The following is a 23,554-nucleotide window of genomic DNA, read 5'->3' as shown; positions in this document are numbered from 1 at the left end:
ATCATGGAAAAAAGTAATAGCATAATAAACAGAATACTGAAAAGTGGATTAATTACATGGGTACTCCTCTTATTTATTTGGGGTGTAGGTGCGCTATTTTATACAGATGATTTTCTTCCAAACCCGCTTGTTACATTGGATGGTGCAAAGACTCTTATAACAAGTGGCACCTTGTGGACAGATATTGTTGTTAGTATGGGAAGAGTATTAAAAGGATGGAGTTTAGGACTTTTATTTGCTATTCCAGTTGGCTTGTGCGTTGGAAATTTTAAAGTAATCAGCTACGTATTTGAACCATTTTTAAATTTCTTCAGATTTGTTCCAGCCATAGGTTTTATTACACTTTTCCTTCTATGGTTTGGAGTAGGTGAAACATCAAAGGTTGCATTGATTTTCTATGCAGTAATATTCCCTGTTATGGTTAATACGATAGCAGGAGTAAGAAGTGTGGATTATTCATTGGTAGAAGCAGCTGAATCCATGGGAGCAAGTAAAAGAAGAACATTTTTTACTGTCGTAGTGCCATCAGCAGTTCCTAACATTTTCACTGGCGCAAGACTTGGACTTAGTGGTGCTATTATCTGTATTGTAGCAGCGGAAATGCTTGCTGCATCAGAGGGACTAGGATATTTGATATATACATCAAGACTTTATTATAGAACAGATTGGATATTTGCAGGCATTTTCACACTGGGTTTGATTGGATTTCTTGCTGATAAATTACTAAGATTTTTAGGTAAGAAGTTTCTTTACAGATTTGGGGTAAGATAGATAAAAGTCCTATTGACCAGATAGGCAATTATAATTATAGTAAAAGCAAACTTTATCCTAGGGTAGAGTTTGCTTTTTTGTATGAGGGTAATGTTATGTTTGTAGTTTCACTAAATCATAAGAAAGCTAATGCTCAGTTTCGTGAAAAGCTTTCCTTTGATGAGGAAAAAAAGCTAGTCTTTTTAAAAAAATTAAAAGAGATAGGATTTGAAGAGTGCATTTACTTAAGCACCTGTAATCGTTGCGAAGTATATGGGGTGGGAAAAGCATCGAAGGTTATAGCGGTCCTAGCAGAAATGGCTGGCGTAGATATTGATGAATTGAAAGAGCAGCTATTATTTTTTGATGGAAATGGTGCGGTATCACACTTGTTTCATGTAGCTGCAGGTTTCGATTCTATGGTTCTTGGAGAAGATGAAATCTTACGTCAAATAAAAACTGCTTATAAATATTCTAAGGATAACGGATATACGGATTATCAATTAAACACCATTTTTCAAGCAGCTATTAAATGTGCCAAAAAGATAAAGACAAAAACTAGACTATCTAAGACATCAGTATCTATAGCATCTCTGGCAGCTACCAAGATTCATCACTACAAGCCAGGTATGAAAAAAGTAATGATTATGGGGGCAACAGGGGACACTGGTAATAAAGTAATGCTTAATCTTTTATCTTACGGCGATTGCCAGATTTATGCTACAAAACATATTCATCATATTAGCAATCCAAATGCAATGTCTATTCCTTACAGTGACAGGTATGATTACATTAAGGATATGGATGTAATTGTTTCTGCAACAAGAGGCCCACATTACACAATTACTTATGGTCAGCTAAAAAATATTCAGCTTGATGATAAGGAGCGCTTGTTTGTAGATTTAGCAGTTCCTAGGGATATGGATGAAGATATTGTAAATATCAAAGGTACTAAGCTTATTACCATAGATGATTTTACAGCTATTGCAAAAGAAAATAATAAACTCAAATCCAAGGAAAAGGAAAGTGGAGAATCTATTATCGAGGATGAAATGGATTCCTTAATAAAGGAGCTTACATTCCATGATAATAGAGAAGCCTTTGAAGATATGAAAAAATCTCGCAAAGAAGACTTTGAGCACTTTGTATACAAGTTTAAGGACTTGGCTACATCAGAGGAATTTGAGAGTTTTATAAATGTTTTAAATAAGATGCAGGAAGTGGAAAATGAGACGATTTAGAAGATTAAGACAGACAAAAGAAATGAGAAGCTTCGTTAGGGAGCACGAAGTAAGTGTGAAGGATTTAATATATCCAATGTTTGTAATAGAAGGAGATAATATTAAAAATGAGGTTCCTTCAATGCCAGGCATTTATCAGTACTCTTTGGATAGAATTGATGAGGAATTGGACAGAGTAAAGGCTGCAAAAATACCAGCAGTTTTATTGTTCGGAATTCCAGAGCACAAGGATGAAAAAGGTTCAGGTGCATATGATGATAATGGCATCACACAAAGATGCATCAGACATATCAAAGATAAATATCCTTCAATTATCGTAATTGCGGATGTTTGCCTTTGTGAATACACTTCCCATGGTCACTGTGGATTAGTATGTGAAGGTCATATTTTAAACGACGAGACTTTACCTTTACTTTCAAAAATGGCTGTTTCTATGGCAAAAGCAGGAGCAGATATTGTGGCCCCATCAGACATGATGGATGGCAGGGTCGCTGCTATTAGAGAGGCCCTTGATGAAGAAGGCTTTATCGATACACCGATTCTTAGCTATAGTGCAAAGTTTGCATCAGGATACTATGGACCATTTAGAGATGCTGCAGGATCAGCACCACATTTTGGAGATAGAAAATCATATCAGATGGACCCTGCCAATGGCAGAGAGGCTATGCGTGAAATAGAGGATGATTTAGAAGAAGGGGCAGATATGATTATCGTAAAGCCTGCCTTGGCTTACCTGGATATCATGAAGGAAGCACGAGAGTGCTTTGATGTTCCATTTATCACCTACAACGTCAGCGGCGAATACTCAATGGTAAAAGCAGCTGCAGCAAATGGTTGGATTGATGAAAAGAGGATTGTTCTTGAAAACATGATTGCCATGAAAAGAGCAGGAGCAGATAGAATTATCACATATCACGCACTGGATGTTGCTAAGTTTTTAGAAGAAGAGGACGCATAATCATGAGCACAAAATCAGAAGGATTATTTAATGATGCCAGGGAGGTAATACCTGGCGGAGTCAATTCACCAGTAAGAGCGTTCAGAGCAGTAAACAGAGATCCCCTTTTTATTCGAAATGCAAAGGGAAGTCATATATTTGATGTAGATGGAAATGAATACGTAGATTATGTATGCTCCTGGGGACCAATGATTTTAGGTCATGCATATGCACCGGTCATTGAGGCAGTAAAGAAGGCTTGCGATAATGGCCTTTCTTATGGAGCGCCAACTGAAAATGAAACAGTATTGGCAAAGCTTATTCTTGAAGCTGTTCCATTTATGGACAAGGTTCGTCTTGTAAATTCCGGTACTGAAGCAGTAATGAGTGCCATTAGAGTGGCAAGAGGCTACACAGGTAAAGATAAAATAATCAAATTTAGAGGTAACTATCATGGTCATAGCGATGGCCTTTTAGTAACAGCAGGCTCTGGTCTTCTTACAGAATCAAATCCAGATTCAGCAGGCGTTCCAAAGGGCTACACAGCAACAACTCTTTTAGCTGATTACAATGATAAGGATTCAGTGGAAGCCTTATTCAATGCCAATAAAGGGGAGATTGCAGCAGTCATAGTGGAGCCTGTTAGTGCCAATATGGGTGTTGTACCTCCAAAGGAAGGGTTCCTTGAGTTTTTACGTGATATTACAAAAGTCAATGATGCTTTGCTTATATTTGATGAAGTTATCACTGGTTTTAGACTGTCTTATGGCGGAGCCTCAGAGTACTTCGGTATTGAGCCGGATATGATTACCTTTGGCAAAATTGTAGGTGGTGGAATGCCACTGGCTGCCTATGTAGGTATAAAGGAAATAATGGATGTGGTTGCTCCAGTTGGAAGTGTATATCAGGCTGGAACTTTATCTGGCAATCCTATTGCTGTTACAGCAGGCATTGAGCAGCTCAAGGCATTAAAGGCAGACAAGGACATTTATAAACGTATAGACGATTATGCAAAGAAGCTTGAGGATGCTTATAAAAACAATGGTGTTCCAGTAAACAGAGTAGGCTCTTTACTTTCTCCATTTTTCACCACTGGAGAGGTAAGTAGCTATGATGATGTTTTGAAATGTGATACAGATAAATTTGCAAAGTATTTTAGAAATATGCTATCAAATGGAATATATGTAGCACCAAGCCAATTTGAAGCAATGTTTATTTCAGATGCTCATACTTCAGAGGATTTGGAAAAGACTATTAATGCTATAAATAATAGTATCTCAAAGAATTAAGAGACTTTTAGTAATAATAATAATTGAATAAGAAATATAAAACTATGGCTGGTTATAGTAATTATCTATAACCAGCCATAGTTTTTTGTTAATACTCAAATGGGAGTTTTGTATTGAATATTACCTACCTGTTCTGCTAATATCCTATCAACCTAGTAGTTTAATAGTTAAAAGACAAAGAGGAGGAAAACTATGAAAAAGAATCAATTATTATCACTAGTTGTTGTAGCAGCACTTGGAGCGTCTTTAATTGGTTGTGGCGGTAGTGCAGATAACTCATCCTTGGAAGAGGGATCTGTTGAGATAAATGCAGCAAGCGCAGGAGAGACAATCGAGCTTACAAATGTTTCTTACGATCCAACAAGGGAGTTATACGCTGCATACAATGAGTTGTTTGCAAAGCACTATCAAGAAGAGTTTGGACAGACAGTTGAGGTTACTCAGTCCCATGGTGGTTCTGGTAAGCAGGCTCTTGAAGTTGCAAATGGTCTTGAGGCAGATGTTGTTACACTTGCACTTGAAGGAGATGTTCAGGTAGTTGCTGACGCAGGACTTATTGATGATGGCTTTACATCAGAATTTGATGTAGATAGCTCACCATACACATCAACAATTGTATTTCTTGTACGTTCTGGAAATCCAAAGAACATTGTTGATTGGGATGATTTGATTAGAGAGGATGTAGGAGTTATTACACCAAATCCTAAAACATCAGGTGGTGCAATGTGGAACTATCTTGCAGCATGGTACTTCTTTGAGCAGCAAGGACAGAGCGATGATGAAATCCTTGAGTCAATCAGACAGCTTTATAGCAATGTAGTAGTACTTGATTCTGGTGCAAGAGGTGCAACAACATCATTCGTTGAAAACAAACAGGGTGACGTTCTTATTGCTTGGGAAAATGAAGCCTTCCTTTCACTTCAGGAATATCCAGGAGAGTATGAAATCGTAGTTCCTTCAGTTTCAATTCTTTGCCAGCCAACAGTTGCTGTAGTAGATGAAGTTGCAGAGAAGCATGGCACAACAGATGTTGCAACAGAGTACTTAAGCTACTTATATTCTGACGAAGCTCAGGAGATTGAAGCTCAGAATTTCTATCGTCCAAGCACAAAGTCAATTTATGACAAGTATGTAACATCAACTGATTCAAACACTATTACAGAGATTCCAGCAGATGGTAAGTGGATTAATGACAATATCACACTTACAGATATCAATCACTTTGGCGGTTGGGCTGAAGCTCGTGCAACTCATTTTGCAGATGGAGCAAACTTTGACAGTATTTACGAACAATAAAAACTATTTTGGAATGGGGCAACCCATTCCAAAGTTTTGCAGAGAGGATTATGGATATGAATAGACGCAGAAGTATAATACCTGGATTTGGAATATCAATGGGAATAACTATAACAATACTTAGTATTGTTGTGTTAATCCCGCTTTGTTCTTTAGTTGTCTTTTCTGCCAAGCTGAGTTTTTCAGAATTTGTATATACGGTAACAAGGCCAAGAGTACTTTCTGGATATTTTGTTTCTATATCAACGGCATTTATTGCATCAATCGTAAATGTGATAATGGGCCTCATACTTGCATGGATACTTGTAAGATACGATTTTAAAGGCAAAAGATTTATTGATGGAATTATTGAATTGCCTTTTGCTCTTCCAACTGCTGTTGCTGGTATTTCTTTGACACACCTGACAACAACAAACGGCTGGGTGGGTCAGATTTTCTATAACCTGTTTGGCATACAGATTGCTTATACAAGAATCGGAATCACTGTAGCTCTCATATTCATTGGCATTCCATTTGTAGTACGTTCTGTACAGCCGGTTTTGGAAAAGATAGACATACAATACGAGGAAGCAGCATTTATTCTTGGGGCCGATGCAAAAACTACATTTAGAAAGGTTATCTTTCCAGAAATCCTGCCAGCTATAATATCAGGCTTCACATTAGCTTTTGCAAGAAGCATAGGAGAATATGGAAGCGTTGTATTTATTGCCGGAAATACTCCTTATGAAACGGAAATCGCTCCACTGCTTATTATGTCAGAATTACAGGAATATGATTATTCAGCGGCCACATCAATAGCACTTGTAATGCTTGGCATTTCCGTGGTTATTCTTTCAGTTAATGCAATCGTTCAGGCCAGAGTTTCTAAAAGAGTTAATGGATTGGCATAGGAGGCAGCTATGGGATTAAGAAAAGAAAACAAAGTACTGAAAATTATATTAATATCTATTAGTTTTATCTTCTTGGGAATATTTTTGATATTGCCACTGATTTATATAATCGTTACCGCTCTCAGAGACGGCATTTCTGGATACGTAAATGCGGTATCAGATGAGTACGCCATAAAAGCTGCTATTCTTACAATCCAGGCTACTGTTTGGGCTGTGATTATTAACACAATCTTTGGAATATCTGCAGCTTGGCTTATCACTAAATATGCCTTCAAAGGTAAGAAAATCCTATCAACATTTATAGATTTACCAGTTACGGTTTCGCCTATTATTGCAGGTCTTATTTATGTTCTCACATTCGGTAGACAAAGTAGCATTTATCCATTTCTAGATTCCCATGGGATACAAATCATATTTGCTGTGCCAGGAATAGTTCTTGCCACAATTTTTGTAACATTCCCATTTATTTCAAGAGAGTTAATACCAGTTCTGACGGCTCAGGGAACAGACGAGGAAGAGGCGGCAGCAATTATGGGGGCAGGTACTTTTACAATTTTCAAAAAGGTTACATTCCCACATATAAAATGGGCCTTGCTTTATGGAATAGTTCTTTGTACTGCCCGCGCAATGGGAGAGTTTGGAGCAGTTTCTGTTTTGTCTGGCCATTTACGAGGAAAGACAAATACACTTCCACTTTATATAGAGCTTTTATATCAGGGATATGATTTTACAGGAGCCTTCGCAGCATCATCAATTCTTGTTGTACTGGCAATTGTTGTATTGATACTAAGGCTTGTTATAGAAAAACGAGGTCAAAAGGATTTGGACTTAAATAAATAGAAAGGGCATTTTGTTATGGGATACGTAGAACTTCATGATATAAATAAACATTTCAAGAAATTTCATGCTTCTAAGGATATTAATATCTCTATAGAAAAAGGAAAACTGGTGGCACTTCTCGGACCATCAGGTAGTGGAAAGACCACAATCCTTAGAATGATAGCGGGTTTGGAACAGCCAGATTCAGGAGAAATCTTGATTGATGGAAAGGTTGTAAATAACACTCCAGGTAGTGAAAGAGGGATAGGCTTTGTATTTCAGAATTATGCCTTGTTTAGATACATGACAGTGTATGACAACATTGCATTTGGCCTTAGAGTCAAGAAGATTCCTGAGGAAGAGATAAGGGACCGAGTTAGGGAGCTTTTGGAATTAATCAATTGTGAGGGCCTTGAAAAGCGATTCCCAAGTCAGCTTTCAGGTGGTCAGAGACAGCGTGTAGCCTTTGCTAGAGCACTTGCTCCTAATCCACAGATCTTGCTTTTGGATGAGCCTTTTGCTGCTATTGATGCAAAGGTCCGTCTGGAGCTTAGAACATGGCTTAGAGAAATGATAACAAAGCTAAATATTACCAGTATTTTTGTAACTCACGATCAGGATGAGGCAATCGAGGTGGCTGATGAAATCATTGTTACTAATCTTGGAAAGGTAGAACAGTCAGGAACTCCTCAGGAGCTATATAAAAATCCTGCAACGCCTTTTGTAGCTCAGTTTATCGGCCATTCCGTGGAAGTTAGAAACTATGAAAAATTCAAGCATTTTAACAAGCAAGGTGAAAATTCTATTGCTTATCTTAGACCTGAGTTTGTAAGTATCTTCAAAAAAGGAGAAAGCGTACAGTTTGCAAACTCAGCAGAAGAAGCAATAGTGGAAGATACAATTTTCAGAGGTAGCAACATCGAAATCAGAGTAAGGATTCATGGCAATCTTATATCGGCTATACGTAGTATTAATGAGCCTGAGATTCGTGTTGGGGAATTAGTTGATGTCTTTATCTATCGTTTATACGTAGTGGATGGAGAGAATGTGGTGCTTGCAACCAACGATTCTATTACAGACGAGGATGTTGTTATCTAAAGGAATATATTATGAAAAAAGAAATAGCGGTAGAAAAAGTTTATACAGATATTTTGATTATTGGAGGGGGGACTGCTGGATGCTATGGAGCTTATACCTTGGGACAGAATGGGCAGTACAACATAGTAGTTGTTGAAAAAGCCAATATAAAACGTAGTGGATGCCTGGCTGCAGGCGTTAATGCAATTAATGCTTATATTACAGAGGGCAGAGTACCTCAGGATTATGTCGATTATTGTAAGCAAGATGCAAAAGGCATAGTTAGGGAGGATTTACTTTTATCTATTTCTGAAAATCTTAATGAGGTTACCCAGGTATTAGAAGAAAACGGCCTGGTAATTTTAAAAGATGAGAATGGTAAATACGTTACTAGAGGAAATAGAAATATCAAAATCAATGGGGAGAATATCAAGCCAATTCTTGCAAAGATGGCCTCTGAATCAGAGGGAGTTTCAATTATAAATCATGTAAATATTACAGATTTGCTGGTGGAGAATAATCGTATATACGGAGCCGTTGGATTTGATGTTAATGAAGATAAGGCCTATGTATTTTTTGCAAAGGCAGTGCTGGTGGCCACAGGAGGAGCTGCTGGTCTTTATAGGCCAAACAACCCAGGCTTTTCCAGACATAAAATGTGGTATCCCCCATTTAATACAGGGGCAGGATATGCAATGGGGATAAATGCAGGTGCAGAAATGACCACATTTGAGATGCGATTTATTGCCCTTAGATGCAAGGATACAATCGCTCCCACAGGAACAATTGCTCAGGGTGTAAGAGCAAAGCAAATGAATGGCCTGGGAGAAATATATGAGATGAAATATGGCGTTGCCACCTGTGAGAGAGTATACGGAACTACAGAAGAAAATAGCCAGGGAAGAGGCCCTTGCTATTTAAAAACAGATGAAATAACAGATGAGCAAGAAGAAGAGCTTTATAAAGCATATCTAAACATGGCACCATCTCAGACTCTTAAATGGCTGGAGGGAGGCCAGGGACCATCAAAGCAGAATGTAGAAATCGAAGGCACTGAACCTTACATTGTGGGAGGACATACAGCCAGCGGATACTGGGTAGACAATAATAGAGCCACAACAGTGCAGGGGCTTTATGCAGCCGGTGATGTGGCTGGTGGAGCACCTCAAAAATATGTTACCGGAGCATTAGCAGAAGGAAAGATAGCTGCTGCCGGAATAATAGATTATTTGTCTAATAATGATTTTAACTCTGCTGAAGATGGCTGGCAGGAGATCATTAATGAGTATGAATCATTTCTAAATAACAACGAAACTAATATTTCTATTTCTCAGCTTGAAGAGGCCATGCAAAAAATAATGGATGAATATGCTGGTGGAATATCTAAAGGATACAAGTATAACGACACTGGCTTAGCCCTTGCCAAAGACAAGATATTAGGCTTGCAGGAGGTTCTGGAAACACTAAGGGCTAATGATTCAGATGATCTTCTTCTCATATATGAGATTAAGGAAAGGCTAACAGTTTGTCTTTCTCTTATAGAGCATTTGAAGGCCAGAAAAGAAACTAGATGGCACAGCTTTGGGGAAAACATGACCCATCCTGAAGTGGACAAAAGCTATGAGGCCTATATCAATTCAGTAAAAAGAAATGGTGAAATCAAAATAATCAAAAGGCCATTGGTTGTTGATGATTATAAAAATCTTATCTTCGATTTTCAGAAGGATGGCAGTATATCTTATGCAGGAGGTGAAGCTTAATGAGCATTAGAATAAACTCTATTTCCTGCGTGGGATGCAAACGATGCGTTGAAGCTTGCCCAGGGAATCTGATAAAGATAGTGGACAATAAAGCAGTTATAAAAAGAGAAAAGGACTGTTGGGGGTGCACTTCCTGCCTTAAGGAGTGCAAAGTTGGAGCAATAGATTTCTTTTTAGGAGCAGATATTGGAGGGAAAGGTTCAACACTATCAGTGACAGAAAAAGGGGATATAAGAGAATGGATTGTAATTGGCCCTGATGGAAATAAAAAAACTATTACCGTAAATACGAAGGAATCAAACAAATATTAAGCGAGGTTGAATAATGAGTAAGTTTACACATCTTGATGAGCTAGAAGCAGAGGCAATATACATTATCAGAGAAGTTGCAGCAGAATGTGAAAAGCCTGTTATGTTGTACTCCATTGGTAAAGATAGTTCTGTAATGTTACATTTGGCCCTAAAAGCCTTTTATCCGGAAAAACCACCATTTCCTTTTTTACATGTAAACACCACATGGAAATTTAGAGAGATGATAGAGTTTCGTGATAATGTGGCTAAAAAGTATGGCCTTGAAATGCTTGAATATATTAATGAGGATGGGGTTGCCCAGGGAATCAATCCATTTGACCATGGAAGCGCCTATACAGATATCATGAAAACACAGGCTTTAAAGCAGGCCTTAGATAAATATGGATTTACCGCAGCCTTCGGTGGTGGAAGAAGAGATGAGGAAAAATCCAGGGCTAAGGAGCGTATCTTCTCATTTAGAAATTCAGCTCATGCATGGGATCCAAAGAACCAACGTCCAGAGATGTGGAAGCTATTCAACACAAAGTTGTTCAAAGGTGAGGAGGTAAGAGTGTTCCCTCTGTCAAACTGGACTGAAAAAGATATTTGGCAGTATATCAAAAGAGAAAATATTGAGATTCCTTCACTATATTTTGCAAAGGAAAGACCTGTTATTTATCGAGACGGAAATATCATCATGGTGGACGATGATAGACTGAAAAATCGTCTATTACCAGGAGAAGAAATAGTAAACAAAAAAGTGCGTTTTAGAACACTTGGATGCTATCCGCTTACAGGTGGAGTCGAGTCAGATGCAGATACTTTAGACGAAATAATCGAAGAAACACTTAGTGCTGTTTCCAGCGAACGCACTACCCGTGTTATCGATAATGAAGCTGCTGGTTCAATGGAAAGACGTAAAAGAGAGGGGTACTTCTAATATGCAATTACTTAAATTTATAACTTGTGGAAGTGTTGATGATGGAAAATCTACCTTAATAGGTCATATATTATACGATGCAAAGCTTTTATATGCAGATCAGGAAAAGGCCCTGGAACTGGATTCAAAAGTCGGTAGCCGAGGTGGCGCTATTGATTATTCCTTATTATTAGATGGTCTTATGGCGGAGCGTGAGCAGGGAATCACAATCGATGTTGCATACCGTTATTTTACTACAGACAATCGAAGCTTTATTGTAGCTGATACTCCGGGGCATGAGGAATACACTAGAAATATGGCTGTAGGAGCATCATTTGCAGATTTGGCTATTATTCTTATTGATGCAAAACAAGGGGTTTTGGTTCAGACAAAAAGGCACGCAAGAATCTGTTCCTTAATGGGAATCAATTACTTCGTATTTGCGGTAAATAAAATGGATTTGGTTGCCTATAGTGAAAAACGTTTCAATGAAATCACAAACCAGATTTATGAATTAGCAGCAGAATTAAATTTGGAAAACGTTGTAATCATTCCTGTGTCAGCTACAGAGGGAGATAATGTTACAACCAAATCTGAAAACATTGATTGGTATACAGGACTAGTACTCTTAGAATACCTTGAACAGGTAGATGTGGGCGAGCATGAAGAAGAAGGTTTCTATTTGCCTGTTCAAAGAGTCTGCCGTCCAAATCATACTTTCAGAGGTTTCCAGGGACAGGTGGAATCAGGAAAGCTTGCGGTGGGGGAAGAAATCAATATCCTGCCAAGCAATGAGAAGGCAAAGGTTAAAAGCCTTCATGTTTTAGATAGAGAAGTGGATGAAATCAATGCTGGCCAGGCTGTTACAGTTCAACTAGATAGAGAGGTTGATGTTTCTAGAGGCTGCGTCTTGGCCAAAGATATAGAGCTAAATACATCCTCATCACTGGAAGCAACACTTCTTTGGATGGATGATGAAAACTTAGAGCAGGGCAAAAACTTCTTTGTAAAGCTTGGTACAAAGCTTATTCCAGGTGTTGTTAAAAGTATTAGAAATACAATTGATGTAAACACTGGTGAAAAGCATGAAGCCAGCACATTAAAGAAAAACGAGATTGCCGTATGTGAGCTTAAGCTTGCAGATAACATAGTATTGTCTACCTTTGAGAATCATAAAACTTTAGGTGAGCTTATACTTATTGACCGTGTAACAAACATGACTTCTGCCTGCGGTGTTGTAACTCAAATCTATAAAGAGGATGGATTTGAAGCAGGTACAGAAATCGATAGAGAAGCGAGAAGTAATTGGAAGGGACAGCGTGCAATCACCGTTGAATTCCCAATTGGTAAAGCTGGTATCACTTTGGACTTTGTAAAGAAAGTAGAACGAGAGCTAAGCAATAGAGGAAGACACACATATCTTTTTGCTCCAAGCAACACACATGGTTCGAAAGGTATAGTTAAGCACCTAAATGATGCTGGTATCATAGTTTTATTTGCAGCCAATTCAAACATTGACACTACCGTTTTTAGAGAAACCAGAGGCTATTATAGCGATTGGATTGAAGCAGATCATATTACAATTTCAGAGGCGTCTGATTTCATATACAAAGCATCTGGAATTCATGGTGATATAGCTGTAGGCGGAGATTATATTTAAAATTGAGGTATGTTATGGGAAATATAGATGATTTCAAAAGTTGGATTATATTTTTGATAATAGTAATTATTGCTGTTGTCTCTAATATTTATGCATCACATAATCATAAATCTAAAAAGGATGATTGAAATAGTATTGCGCACAATGAAATATTTTGATACGATTTGACAAATATAAGAAAAGAAAATAGTATAGTATAGCCTATCAATTTGATAGGAGAACTTCAAAGCAGATGTTATAACATCTGCTTTTGTGTTGTTTAATGAGGTATTTTATGAAGGAAATCACATTTGAACAGCTTACAAAGCTTGATAAAGATAAATACATGCTGATTGATACCAGAAATGAAGGAAGCCTTAAGTATGGTATGATTCCTGATGCTATCAGTATCACCCATGAATTATTTGAAGTTGATTTAGATAGCGTAATGTCCAAGCTAGATAAATCAAAGCAGATTGTTTTATATTGCACAAGAGGTCAGATTTCTATAGAGGATGCAGAAGTTTTAGCGGAGCAGGGCTTTGATGCTGTCAGCCTTAAGGGTGGATATAACAGCTACCTTTCATACATGATGGATAAGCAAAACTCTGAGGCAGACGACGAGCTTAATGAGCAGAGAGCAGAAATCGAAAAAAGCATTAGAAAGAAGTTCCACAAGAGCTTATTCTCCCCATTTGCCAGAGCTTGCAAGGAGTATGAGCTTATAAAAGAAGGAGACCATATCGCTGTTTGTATTTCAGGTGGTAAGGATTCCATGCTGATGGCAAAGCTTTTCCAAGAAATTCAAAGGCATCAAAAGGTTAATTTTGAGCTTACCTTCCTTGTTATGGATCCTGGATACAGTGAGGTAAATCGTCGCCTCATTGAGAGCAACGCAAAGCTTATGGGAATACCAATCGTTATCTACGAAAGCGATATTTTTGATGCGGTAGACACTGTTGAAAAGAACCCATGTTACTTGTGTGCTAGAATGCGACGAGGTCACTTATATTCAAAGGCAAAGGAATTAGGGTGCAACAAAATCGCCCTTGGTCATCACTACGACGATGTTATCGAAACAATCCTTATGGGAATGCTTTACGGAGCTCAGATTCAGACAATGATGCCAAAGCTTCATTCCACAAACTTTGAAGGCATGGAATTGATTCGCCCGCTTTATCTTGTTAGACAGGATGATATTATTGCATGGCAAAGATACAATGGATTGCATTTCCTTCAGTGTGCATGTCATTTCACAGAGACATGTGACAGCTGTTCAGTAGATGGTACAAGCGCTTCAAAACGTCTTGAAACAAGAAATCTTATTGCAGAGCTAAAGAAGGTTAATCCTTACGTAGAGTCAAATATCTTCAGAAGTGTTGAGAATGTAAATCTTGCTACTGTAATAGCTTACAAGCAGGATGGAGTAAAGCATCACTTCCTAGATGACTATGATAAATAAAATAGTACGTAAATACAGTAGTATTAAGAGTAAAGAGCTAGCTATAAATACGATTTATAGCTAGCTCTAATTTTATTTAGGAACTAGCTATATTGAAGTAGAATCCAGCATCTGTTATTATCCTATCAACCTACTAAGTGAGTAGGTAGATGTAGGAGGATGTATAAAATGTCTAATGTATTATTATCTCCTCAGGAGGAGAGGATTGGAAAAAATAAGGGGAAAGTAAAATTATTTGGTCGTGAACAACGTATATACGATAGCTTTCAAAATTCAAAGTCTGTTGTAGATGTTCAAAGAGCTAAATATTTTACAGAGTCTTTTAAAGAAACAGAAGGCCAGGCGTTATCTTTAAGATGGGCCAAGGCTTTATACAACATAGCAGAAAAGATTGATGTAGTAATAGATGACGATCAACTAATAGTAGGACGAGGCGGTAAAGCAGGTAAATACGGAATAATATATCCTGAGCTTGATGGTTGTTTCCTTAGACAGTTTGTAAAGCAGGCAAGTAGCAGAGTGGAGTCTCCATTCGAAATTGATGAAGAAGATATAAAAGTAATTGAAAATGAAATTGCACCTTATTGGGAAGGCAAAACTTATTATGAGGATTTTGCACATGCAATGCCAAAGGATGTACTTAAGATTACATATGATCCAAAGGATTTGTTCTCTTCAAGATTTATCTTAAATGAATCTTCGTCAATGCGTTCAGCATTACAGTGGGTTCACGATTATAAAAAAGGAATTGACTTAGGATTTGAAGCCATTAAGTCAGAAGCCAAGACAGCACTTGAGAACTTAGATGAGTTTGATCCAAAGGATACAGTTGATAAAGCTGAGTTTTATGAAAGCATCATCATCGTAAGTGATGCCATTATTCTGTGGGCAAAGCGACATGGTGATGAAGCTAAAAGACTTGCTGAAATCGAATCAAGTCAGAAAAGAAAGCAGGAGCTTTTGGAAATTGCAAGAATCTGTTACAAGGTGCCAGCAAAACCTGCAGAAACATTCCATGAGGCATTGCAGGCACAGTGGTTTATTCAGATGTTCTCTCGTCTTGAACAAAAGACAGGAGCAACAATTTCCAATGGACGTATGGACCAGTACCTCTATCCATACTATGAAAAGGATTTAAAGGAAGGCAGAATTACACCTGAAAAAGCCAAGGAATTATTCAGATGCGTATGGCTTGCTATGGCTCAGTATCAGGATTTGTTTGTGAGTCCTGCAGGTGTTAAATTCCATGAAGGATATGCCCACTGGGAAGCAGTGACAATCGGTGGTGTGGATGAAGATGGATATGATGCAACAAATGATTTGTCATATCTTTTACTGGAGGATAAGAGAGAGTTCCCATTAAACTACCCGGATTTAGCAGCTCGTGTGCATGCTGGTTCACCTGAGAGATTTCTTAAGGAAATCGCAATTACCATAAAGGATGGTTCAGGTTTTCCAAAGCTTATTAACGATGAGGAAATCATTCCTATCCTTGTATCTAAGGGAGCGGATTTTGCATCAGCTAACGATTATGCAGTATCAGGTTGTACAGAAGTGAGAATGCCAAATCTTGATACATTTACAACACCATGTCCATTCATCAACTTGGCAGCTATTTTAGAGCTGACATTGTACAACGGAAGAATGGCAAAGTATGGAGATGAGCTGTTAACAATAGAGACAGGTGATGTAACCACATTTAAGTCATATGAGGATTTGGAAAATGCATTTGTTGCCCAGGAGAGATATCTTTTAAAGCAGGCTCTCAGACAGCAATTTGTGGCAAACAGAACACGTCCAAAGCATTTTGCTTCTCCACTTGGATCTTCACTTCACAAGCTTTGTATGAAAGCAGGCAAGGATTTGCATAGTGAAAAGATCGATGGCGGATTTGATGCAGGCTTCTTTGATTTTATAGGATTTGGAACCGTTGCTGATTCATTGGCTGCTATAAAAAAGTGTGTTTACGAAGATGAAACTATTAGCTGGAGTGATTTACTTCAGGCCCTCAAGGACAACTTTGAAGGGGCAGAGCCTATAAGACAGCGTTTATTGAATGCACCTAAGTATGGCAACGATGACAAATATGTCGATTCCATTGCAAAAAGAATTGATAAAGAGGCGGTAAGCTTTGTAAATCAATATGCAAAAAATATAGGAATCTATATGGACTTAAGATATGTATCTCAGTCAGTTAATGTACCATTTGGTACTGTTGTTGGAGCAACTCCAAATGGTAGATTTGCTGGAACTGCATTATCTGATGGTTCGTCAGCTTCCCAGGGTGCAGATGAGCATGGACCAACAGCTGTATTATTGTCCAACTATCGCACAAAGAACACTAATTATAATAATCGAGCTGCCAGATTGCTAAATATTAAGCTGACACCAGCAAGTGTGGCAGGAGATATTGGAACCAAGAAACTCGTTCAGTTTATAAAGAGCTGGAGAGATTTAAAGCTTTGGCATTTACAGTTCAATATTATTAATAAAGAGACATTGCTTGACGCAAAGGCACATCCAGAGAACTATCGAAGCTTGCTGGTTAGAGTGGCAGGCTATAGCGCATACTTTGTTGAATTGTCGCCAAATCTACAGGACGATGTTGTTAATAGAACTGCACATGATGAGATAGCATAGTTATGAATGAAACAAAGGGATTAATATTTAATATTCAAAGGTTTTCAGTTCACGACGGCCCAGGAATAAGGACCGTCGTTTTTGAAAAGGGATGTCCTTTAAGGTGTAAATGGTGTGCTAATCCTGAATCGCAAATTCCATCACCTCAATTAGCATGGACAAAAAACAAGTGCATAGGATGTGGAGAGTGCAGTAGATCAAATTTAAAGTGCAGTCCATATTTTTCAGAGGATGAACTATATTGGGATAATTTAGATGATGAGGATGCAGCTGCTATAGATAAAGTCTGCCCATCGAAGGCGCTACATGTCATAGGTTATGAGACAACTGTTTCTGAGGTGATAAAGCAGATTGATCGTGATTCTATCTTTTATGGTGACGAGGAAGGCGGTTTAACAATCAGCGGCGGAGAACCTTTGATGCAGCCTAAGTTTACATATCAGCTTCTTAGAGAAGCAAAGAAAAATGGAATTAACACAGCAATTGAAACTACTGGTTTTGGGACAACTGCAGATTTCATAAAAATAGCAGGGAAACTGGATTATTTATTGATGGATATTAAGACGCTTGATGACAATATGCACAGAAAGGTTACAGGTGTTAGCAACGAAGTAATCCTGGATAACTTTAATACCATATCAAGAGCATATCCAGATTTGCCTATTCAGGTTAGAACACCAGTTATTCCGGGAGTAAATGATACAGAAGAGGCTATTGGAAGTATTGCAGATTTTATCCGTTGCAAGAACAACGTCAGGTATGAGCTTTTAAAATATCATCGTCTAGGAGAGAGCAAGTATGCTTCCTTACATAGAATGTATCCTATGGGAGATGTAGAACTGTCTGAAGATACATTTAGGAGATTGAAGCAGTTTGAGTTCAACAATATAAGCTCACAGTTAGAGGATGAGGGATGGCAAAAAGGGCTTGGAATTTAATAGGTTGCTTTTTTTTCGGCCTATTTAATTAAATAATTTAATCAATTCTAGAATGAAAGGGAAAAGGTGAGGAATATGAAGAAAAAATTATTAGGACTTTTACTAGCAACATCGGTGGTGGCAGCCAGCTTTGCAGGCTGTGGCAATGAATCATCATCTACAAGTGCAAGCGCAGCATCTGCTACAGATGAAGCTGCTAACCCAGAGGATATCTCAGGTGAAATCACTTTTGTAAGTGCCAATGACCAAACAGGTGCTTTAGATGAGATGATTGAATCATTTAATAAAGTATATCCAAACGTTGTTGTAAATCATGAAAGTCTTCCAGGAGCAAGTGATGATATTAAAGAGAGTCTTATGACATCTCTTGCAGCCGGGGATTCAAGCCCAGATGTATTTGAGTGTGACATCATATGGGTTTCACAGTTTGCAGCAGCTGGATGGATTGCAGATGTGACAGAAGATATTGAGCCAATTGCGGATCAGTATTTAGGTGGACCACTTTCAACTGTTTACTACAACGACCGAGCATATGCATATCCAGATTACACAGATGTTGGATTGCTTTATTACAGATCAGATATTATCGATACACCTCCAACAACATGGGACGAGTTGGTGGAGCTTTCAAACGAATACGTTGGCAAAGACGGAATTGAATATGGATATTTATTCCAAATGTTCCAGGGCGAGCCTACAAGCTGCAACATGCTTGAGTTCATCAAACAAAATGGTGGACAGGACTTGGTAAATGGAGAGTTCAAGCTTAATAGCTCAAATTCAGTAGAGTCACTTGAATTTGTAGAAGAGCTTATCTCTTCAGGAGTTTCACCAGAAGGTGTTCTTACTCACAAGCCTGCAGATTCAAGAGCAATTTTTGAAGAAGGAAATGCATTATTCATGCGTAACTGGACAAGTGCTTATGCACTTACTCAGACAGAGGAAGGCAGCCAGGTAGTTGGCAAGGTAGGTGTAGCTGCACTTCCTACAGGACCAAATGGTTCTTCATCATCAGGAACTCTTGGTGGATGGGCATTTGCAGTTAATGCATATTCAGAGCAGACAGAGGCTGCAAAGGCATTTGCAGAATACATGTCTAGCTATGAGGCACAGAAGATTTCAGCTCTCAAGAGAGGAACTTTCCCAGTAGTTGCAGATGTTTATGATGACGAAGAGGTTCTTAGTGAGCAGCCATATATTGCAGCTGTAAAGGATGCGGCAGATGCAGCTGAACCAAGACCACAGGTAAGAGATTACTCTACAGTATCAACTCTCTTTGCTGAGTATATTCACAAAGCACTTACAGGAGAGCTTAGCAACGAAGAGGCGCTTGAAACATTGGATACAAAACTAAATGAGGCATTAGCAGAAATGCAATAAGGAAATAGATTTATGACTAAGACTATAAAAGAAAACTTAATTGGATATTTGAGTATAGCCCCAGCAATTCTATTAATAGGAGGAGTTGGAATTATACCAATACTGATTACATTTACATACAGTTTTCAATATAGGGTTCTAACGGATCCGTTAAATATACATTATGTAGGACTAGATAATTATATAAAGCTTTTGACGGATCCCTCCTTCTGGGAGGTGTTTAAGAACACTGCAGTGTTTGCAATTTTATCTATGACAGTGGAATTGTTCGTTGGTCTTACAGCAGCATTATTTATGAATAGTGCAAAACGATATGTGGGGATAATAAGAACTATTATATTGATACCTTGGGCGATTCCAGGAATTATCATTGCTTATATGTTTTCATTTATGTTTAATGATCAGCTTAGTGTAATAAATGTAATTCTAGAAGGTCTTGGCTTGATAGACAATCCTATTACATTTCTTGCAAACAAGCATTGGGCAATGTTTGTAGTTGTAGTTGCTGATACATGGAAACAGTTCCCATACATAGCGCTAATGCTTTTAGCGGGACTTCAAACTATCCCTAAGGAGCTATACGAATCTGCAAGTGTGGATGGAGCTGGAACAATACAGCAATTTTTCAAAATAACATTGCCAAACTTGAAAGGGATTATTCTTATAGTTCTTTTATTTAGAACAATGGGAGCTATCAGAATCTTTGATATTATCTATGGAATTACAGGTGGTGGACCTGCAAATTCTACAGCAACTTTATTATACAAGGCATACAAGTATATTTTCGGAGATATGAATTTTGGACTTGGTTCAGCAATGTCTACCATTATCACATTATTGATAATGATACTTAGCTTTGTATATATTAGAACACTTAAAACGGAGGACTAGATGAAATCAAAATCGGTAGTATATGGAAAGAGAATATTTTATATAGTTGGTTTACTGGTTTTCATGGCAATTATCGTATTTCCGTTTTACTGGCAGGTAATAACATCCATAAAGGACCCTGCAGATATAACTAAGATGCCTACAGAGCTATGGCCAAGTAGATTTTCATTAGATTTATATAAAAGTGTTTTTGTAAATCATCATCTTCAGGTGTACTTGCTAAACAGCATTATAGTAGCAGTTGGAGCTATGCTTCTAACAGTTGTTGTTGCATTTCCGGCAGCTTATGCGTTTGTCAGATTCAAGTTTAAATTTAAGAAATTCTGGCAAAACATAATACTTCTTGCAAATATGTTTCCTTTGATAGCAATAGTAACGCCTATGTTCATTATCTTTAGGCAGTTACATTTATTAAATACATATCTTGGATTAATACTTCCAAGCGTAATACTTACATTGCCAATGGCAATATGGACTTTAATAGCTTTTATAAAGACTTTGCCATTTGAGCTTGAGGAAGCAGCCAAAATAGATGGAGCAAGAAGAAGAGATGTAATCTTGAAAGTAGTATTGCCACTATCATTTCCTGGATTATTTACTACAGCAATCATTGCATTTATATCTGCTTGGAATGAGTTTATGTTTGCACTTGTACTTGTTACAAAAGACGAAATGAGAACTGTTCCAATCGCAATCTCAATGTTCCCAGGAGAATACTCAGTTCCTTGGGGGGATATGTCAGCAGCATCAATCGTTGCAACAATTCCAATTATTATTGTGGTTCTTATATGCCAAAAGAGGATTATTTCGGGTCTTACATCAGGAGCAATAAAGGGATAATACACAATTTTGCATTGATATAAATTTCATTTATAGCTAGTTCTAATTTTATTTAGGAACTAGCTATATTGAAGTGAATGTCAGCATCTGTTATTATCCTATCAACCTAGTAGGTAATAAGATAATGAGAGGGGGGATTACATGAATTTTAATACTAGACTTCTCCATGAGGGAGTGAAAAAACAGCCTAATGGAGCAACATTTCCTCCTATATTTCAAAGTAGTGCTTTCGCACAGGAATCAGCAGAGGATTTAGCAGGGATTTTTGAAAACAAAAAGATGGGATATTGTTACACTCGAGTGGCAAATCCTACAATCACAGCTTTTGAGGAACGAATAACAAAGCTGGAAGGCGGAATGGCTTCTGTTGCATGTGCTTCAGGAATGGCGGCACTTTCTATGGCACTTCTTAATATCCTTAGATCAGGAGATGAAGTGATATCCAGTGCCAGCTTATACGGAGGCACAATAGATTTATTTAGAGATATAGAAGCATTTGGTATCAACACCAAATATGTTAAAAACAATAATTGGGATGAAATAGAGGCGGCTTTTAGCGACCGCACCAAGGTGGTATTTGCAGAGACCATCGGGAATCCCTGTTTGGACGTAACTAATATTGATAGACTTGCTGAAATAGCACATGCCCATGGAGTACCGTTAATAGTAGATAATACTACTGCAACACCATATTTGATTCGAGCGATAGAACATGGGGCTGATATTGTTGTTAATTCATCTTCAAAATACATAAACGGAAGCAGCAATTCTATAAGCGGTGTGCTTACAGATAGCGGACATTTTAAATGGGACAAGGAAAAATATTCTATTTTAGGAGAGTATTTAAAATTCGGACCAATGGCATATATTGCTAAATTAAGAAACGGACTATATAGAAATATAGGAACCTGTCTTTCTCCATTTAATGCATATTTAAATGTAATCGGTCTTGAGACATTAGGGCTTAGAATGGAAAAGCAGTGCAGCAATGCATTTTTACTTGCAAAGTGGATAGAAGAAACATATCCAGATGTGATTGTTAATTATCCGGGGCTTAAATCTAGTAAATGGAACGATATCGCAAATACGATATTAGATAAAGGTTACGGCGCAATTCTTACTATTAGAGTTGGCAGCAAGGAAAGAGCCTTTGAAATCATGAACAACCTGACAATCCCTTATATATTGTCAAACATAGGAGATACCAAAACACTGGTTGTTCATCCTGCATCAACTATTTCACTGCATAGCACTGAAAAAGAATTGGAAGATGCTGGTGTATATGATGATTTAATTCGTATAAGCGTAGGTATAGAGGATGTTGAAGATCTTATTGAAGACTTCAGAAATGCAATATAAAAGGAGTAGAGATGGCAGAAAAAATTGATTACAAGGCTTTGAAGGCTGGCGGCTTCATGAGTCAAAAACAAAAAGGATATGGTTCTTTAAGACTTGCTGTTGTTGGTGGAAATCTTGATGCAAGTGCAATCAAAACAGTTGCGGAAGTAGCTGAAAAATATGGACATGGATATGTACATATGACAAGTCGTCAAGGTATTGAGATTCCATTTATTCATGTCAATGATTTGGAAAAAGTAAAGGAAGAATTACAAGAGGGCGGTGTATACACAGGTGTATGTGGCCCGAGAGTACGTACTATCACAGCGTGTCAGGGCTCTGAAATCTGTCCAAGTGGATGTATAGATACATATACATTGGCCCAGGAGCTTAATGATAGATATTTTGGTAGAGAGTTACCTCACAAGTTTAAGTTTGGTGTTACAGGATGTCAAAACAACTGTCTTAAGGCAGAGGAAAATGATGTAGGTGTAAAGGGCGGCATGACCGTAGAATACAAGGAAGATGCTTGTATTTCCTGTGGCGTTTGCGTAAAGGCTTGCCGAGAAGGTGCACTTACTATGAAGGACGGCAAGGTTGAAATCGACAATGCAAAGTGTAATCACTGCGCGCGTTGCGTAAAGAGTTGTCCTACAGATGCATGGGTAGGCACACCTGGATATATTGTTTCCTTCGGTGGAACATTTGGTAACAAGATTTATAAGGCAGAGGAGTTGGTTCCAATCATCCGTGATAAGGAAACACTTTTCCGTGTAACAGATGCTGCAATCGACTACTTCGAAGCTAACGCAAAACCATCAGAACGTTTCCGCGCAACCCTCACTCGCCTCGGCGACGAAGGCTTACGCGAGGTGTTGGATAAAGCTTATTATGGTAAGGAGGTTTAGTATGAGTGAATTATTAGAATATGATGAGGCGGTAGATATCACAGATAAGGTTTGTCCGTTGACTTTTGTTACTGCCAAGGTAGCAATAGAAGAGCTTGATGACGGTCAGGTTTTGGCTGTCCGCATGAATGATGGCGAGCCAGTACAAAACGTACCTCGTTCATTTAAAGAGGATGGTCATCAGATTTTAAAGCTTAATGACAATGAGGATGGAACATATACATTGTTTGTAAGAAAAGTGGAGGAGTAA

General features: G+C 38.1%; 21 protein-coding genes. All 21 read left to right on the top strand.

The window, feature by feature from the left end:
* Nucleotides 1-3: 3 nt before the first annotated feature.
* Entirely contained in the window at nucleotides 4-771 is a 768-nt protein-coding gene (locus tag CRN97_RS07730; RefSeq protein WP_097076475.1) for an ABC transporter permease, read from the top strand.
* Nucleotides 772-866: 95 nt separating this feature from the next.
* Nucleotides 867-1,991 carry a glutamyl-tRNA reductase gene (gene hemA, locus CRN97_RS07725; protein WP_097076474.1) on the top strand — a complete coding sequence of 375 codons (1,125 nt, stop codon included), beginning with the start codon at nucleotides 867-869 and terminating at the stop codon, nucleotides 1,989-1,991.
* Complete coding sequence (gene hemB, locus CRN97_RS07720; RefSeq protein WP_097076473.1) at nucleotides 1,978-2,949, top strand: porphobilinogen synthase; 972 nt, start codon at nucleotides 1,978-1,980, stop codon at nucleotides 2,947-2,949. The genes hemA and hemB overlap by 14 nt, the downstream gene beginning before the upstream one ends.
* Nucleotides 2,950-2,951: 2 nt before the next feature.
* Nucleotides 2,952-4,217, top strand: coding sequence for a glutamate-1-semialdehyde 2,1-aminomutase (hemL, locus tag CRN97_RS07715; protein WP_097076472.1), 1,266 nt, complete (start codon nucleotides 2,952-2,954; stop codon nucleotides 4,215-4,217).
* 192 nt (nucleotides 4,218-4,409) lie between these two features.
* On the top strand, nucleotides 4,410-5,513 hold the full coding sequence (locus CRN97_RS07710; RefSeq protein ID WP_097076471.1) for a sulfate ABC transporter substrate-binding protein: 1,104 nt from the start codon (nucleotides 4,410-4,412) through the stop codon (nucleotides 5,511-5,513).
* Nucleotides 5,514-5,569: 56 nt separating this feature from the next.
* On the top strand, nucleotides 5,570-6,403 hold the full coding sequence (cysT, locus tag CRN97_RS07705; protein WP_330400104.1) for a sulfate ABC transporter permease subunit CysT: 834 nt from the start codon (nucleotides 5,570-5,572) through the stop codon (nucleotides 6,401-6,403).
* Nucleotides 6,404-6,412: 9 nt separating this feature from the next.
* Nucleotides 6,413-7,243 (top strand): sulfate ABC transporter permease subunit CysW, encoded by an 831-nt coding sequence (gene cysW, locus CRN97_RS07700; protein ID WP_097076469.1) that lies wholly within the window; start codon nucleotides 6,413-6,415, stop codon nucleotides 7,241-7,243.
* 15 nt (nucleotides 7,244-7,258) lie between these two features.
* Nucleotides 7,259-8,320 carry an ABC transporter ATP-binding protein gene (locus CRN97_RS07695; RefSeq protein WP_097076468.1) on the top strand — a complete coding sequence of 354 codons (1,062 nt, stop codon included), beginning with the start codon at nucleotides 7,259-7,261 and terminating at the stop codon, nucleotides 8,318-8,320.
* 11 nt (nucleotides 8,321-8,331) lie between these two features.
* Nucleotides 8,332-10,059 (top strand): adenylyl-sulfate reductase subunit alpha, encoded by a 1,728-nt coding sequence (locus CRN97_RS07690; protein ID WP_097076467.1) that lies wholly within the window; start codon nucleotides 8,332-8,334, stop codon nucleotides 10,057-10,059.
* Nucleotides 10,059-10,370 carry a 4Fe-4S dicluster domain-containing protein gene (locus CRN97_RS07685; RefSeq protein WP_097076466.1) on the top strand — a complete coding sequence of 104 codons (312 nt, stop codon included), beginning with the start codon at nucleotides 10,059-10,061 and terminating at the stop codon, nucleotides 10,368-10,370. The genes CRN97_RS07690 and CRN97_RS07685 overlap by 1 nt, the downstream gene beginning before the upstream one ends.
* Before the next feature lie 13 nt (nucleotides 10,371-10,383).
* Entirely contained in the window at nucleotides 10,384-11,289 is a 906-nt protein-coding gene (gene cysD / locus CRN97_RS07680; RefSeq protein ID WP_074791327.1) for a sulfate adenylyltransferase subunit CysD, read from the top strand.
* 1 nt (nucleotide 11,290) lies between these two features.
* Complete coding sequence (locus CRN97_RS07675; RefSeq protein WP_097076465.1) at nucleotides 11,291-12,928, top strand: sulfate adenylyltransferase subunit 1; 1,638 nt, start codon at nucleotides 11,291-11,293, stop codon at nucleotides 12,926-12,928.
* A 274-nt stretch (nucleotides 12,929-13,202) separates the two neighbouring features.
* The gene (locus CRN97_RS07670) at nucleotides 13,203-14,369 is read left to right on the top strand and encodes an ATP-binding protein (protein ID WP_097076464.1); all 1,167 of its coding nucleotides are present in this window, start codon (nucleotides 13,203-13,205) and stop codon (nucleotides 14,367-14,369) included.
* Nucleotides 14,370-14,537: 168 nt separating this feature from the next.
* Entirely contained in the window at nucleotides 14,538-17,009 is a 2,472-nt protein-coding gene (gene hpsG / locus CRN97_RS07665; protein WP_097076463.1) for a (2S)-3-sulfopropanediol dehydratase, read from the top strand.
* A gap of 2 nt (nucleotides 17,010-17,011) precedes the next feature.
* Nucleotides 17,012-17,947: a glycyl-radical enzyme activating protein gene (locus CRN97_RS07660; RefSeq protein ID WP_097076462.1), complete on the top strand. Its 936-nt coding sequence runs from the start codon at nucleotides 17,012-17,014 to the stop codon at nucleotides 17,945-17,947.
* A 75-nt stretch (nucleotides 17,948-18,022) separates the two neighbouring features.
* Nucleotides 18,023-19,327 (top strand): ABC transporter substrate-binding protein, encoded by a 1,305-nt coding sequence (locus CRN97_RS07655; protein WP_097076461.1) that lies wholly within the window; start codon nucleotides 18,023-18,025, stop codon nucleotides 19,325-19,327.
* 216 nt (nucleotides 19,328-19,543) lie between these two features.
* Nucleotides 19,544-20,218 carry a carbohydrate ABC transporter permease gene (locus CRN97_RS07650; RefSeq protein ID WP_207653201.1) on the top strand — a complete coding sequence of 225 codons (675 nt, stop codon included), beginning with the start codon at nucleotides 19,544-19,546 and terminating at the stop codon, nucleotides 20,216-20,218.
* Complete coding sequence (locus CRN97_RS07645; RefSeq protein ID WP_097076459.1) at nucleotides 20,219-21,058, top strand: carbohydrate ABC transporter permease; 840 nt, start codon at nucleotides 20,219-20,221, stop codon at nucleotides 21,056-21,058.
* A gap of 141 nt (nucleotides 21,059-21,199) precedes the next feature.
* Nucleotides 21,200-22,417: an O-acetylhomoserine aminocarboxypropyltransferase/cysteine synthase family protein gene (locus CRN97_RS07640; protein ID WP_097076458.1), complete on the top strand. Its 1,218-nt coding sequence runs from the start codon at nucleotides 21,200-21,202 to the stop codon at nucleotides 22,415-22,417.
* A gap of 11 nt (nucleotides 22,418-22,428) precedes the next feature.
* Nucleotides 22,429-23,304, top strand: coding sequence for a 4Fe-4S binding protein (locus CRN97_RS07635; RefSeq protein ID WP_097076457.1), 876 nt, complete (start codon nucleotides 22,429-22,431; stop codon nucleotides 23,302-23,304).
* Between the two features lies 1 nt (nucleotide 23,305).
* Entirely contained in the window at nucleotides 23,306-23,554 is a 249-nt protein-coding gene (locus tag CRN97_RS07630; protein ID WP_074791347.1) for a sulfurtransferase TusA family protein, read from the top strand.

Source organism: Pseudobutyrivibrio ruminis DSM 9787 (assembly GCF_900218035.1).
Taxonomy (GTDB): domain Bacteria; phylum Bacillota; class Clostridia; order Lachnospirales; family Lachnospiraceae; genus Pseudobutyrivibrio; species Pseudobutyrivibrio ruminis.
Note: the sequence above shows the minus strand (reverse complement) of the source record. Positions and strands in the feature narration are given on the sequence as shown.

Bases quoted from the DNA above. Each gene is read 5' to 3' on its own strand.
- CRN97_RS07645 (WP_097076459.1), top strand. From the start codon at position 20,219: ATGAAATCAAAATCGGTAGTATATGGAAAGAGAATATTTTATATAGTT.
- hemB (WP_097076473.1), top strand. From the start codon at position 1,978: ATGAGACGATTTAGAAGATTAAGACAGACAAAAGAAATGAGAAGCTTC.
- cysD (WP_074791327.1), top strand. From the start codon at position 10,384: ATGAGTAAGTTTACACATCTTGATGAGCTAGAAGCAGAGGCAATATAC.
- CRN97_RS07690 (WP_097076467.1), top strand. From the start codon at position 8,332: ATGAAAAAAGAAATAGCGGTAGAAAAAGTTTATACAGATATTTTGATT.
- CRN97_RS07655 (WP_097076461.1), top strand. From the start codon at position 18,023: ATGAAGAAAAAATTATTAGGACTTTTACTAGCAACATCGGTGGTGGCA.
- cysT (WP_330400104.1), top strand. From the start codon at position 5,570: ATGAATAGACGCAGAAGTATAATACCTGGATTTGGAATATCAATGGGA.
- hemL (WP_097076472.1), top strand. From the start codon at position 2,952: ATGAGCACAAAATCAGAAGGATTATTTAATGATGCCAGGGAGGTAATA.
- CRN97_RS07635 (WP_097076457.1), top strand. From the start codon at position 22,429: ATGGCAGAAAAAATTGATTACAAGGCTTTGAAGGCTGGCGGCTTCATG.
- CRN97_RS07675 (WP_097076465.1), top strand. From the start codon at position 11,291: ATGCAATTACTTAAATTTATAACTTGTGGAAGTGTTGATGATGGAAAA.
- CRN97_RS07710 (WP_097076471.1), top strand. From the start codon at position 4,410: ATGAAAAAGAATCAATTATTATCACTAGTTGTTGTAGCAGCACTTGGA.
- CRN97_RS07660 (WP_097076462.1), top strand. From the start codon at position 17,012: ATGAATGAAACAAAGGGATTAATATTTAATATTCAAAGGTTTTCAGTT.
- CRN97_RS07640 (WP_097076458.1), top strand. From the start codon at position 21,200: ATGAATTTTAATACTAGACTTCTCCATGAGGGAGTGAAAAAACAGCCT.
- CRN97_RS07695 (WP_097076468.1), top strand. From the start codon at position 7,259: ATGGGATACGTAGAACTTCATGATATAAATAAACATTTCAAGAAATTT.
- CRN97_RS07685 (WP_097076466.1), top strand. From the start codon at position 10,059: ATGAGCATTAGAATAAACTCTATTTCCTGCGTGGGATGCAAACGATGC.
- hpsG (WP_097076463.1), top strand. From the start codon at position 14,538: ATGTCTAATGTATTATTATCTCCTCAGGAGGAGAGGATTGGAAAAAAT.
- CRN97_RS07730 (WP_097076475.1), top strand. From the start codon at position 4: ATGGAAAAAAGTAATAGCATAATAAACAGAATACTGAAAAGTGGATTA.
- hemA (WP_097076474.1), top strand. From the start codon at position 867: ATGTTTGTAGTTTCACTAAATCATAAGAAAGCTAATGCTCAGTTTCGT.
- CRN97_RS07630 (WP_074791347.1), top strand. From the start codon at position 23,306: ATGAGTGAATTATTAGAATATGATGAGGCGGTAGATATCACAGATAAG.
- cysW (WP_097076469.1), top strand. From the start codon at position 6,413: ATGGGATTAAGAAAAGAAAACAAAGTACTGAAAATTATATTAATATCT.
- CRN97_RS07670 (WP_097076464.1), top strand. From the start codon at position 13,203: ATGAAGGAAATCACATTTGAACAGCTTACAAAGCTTGATAAAGATAAA.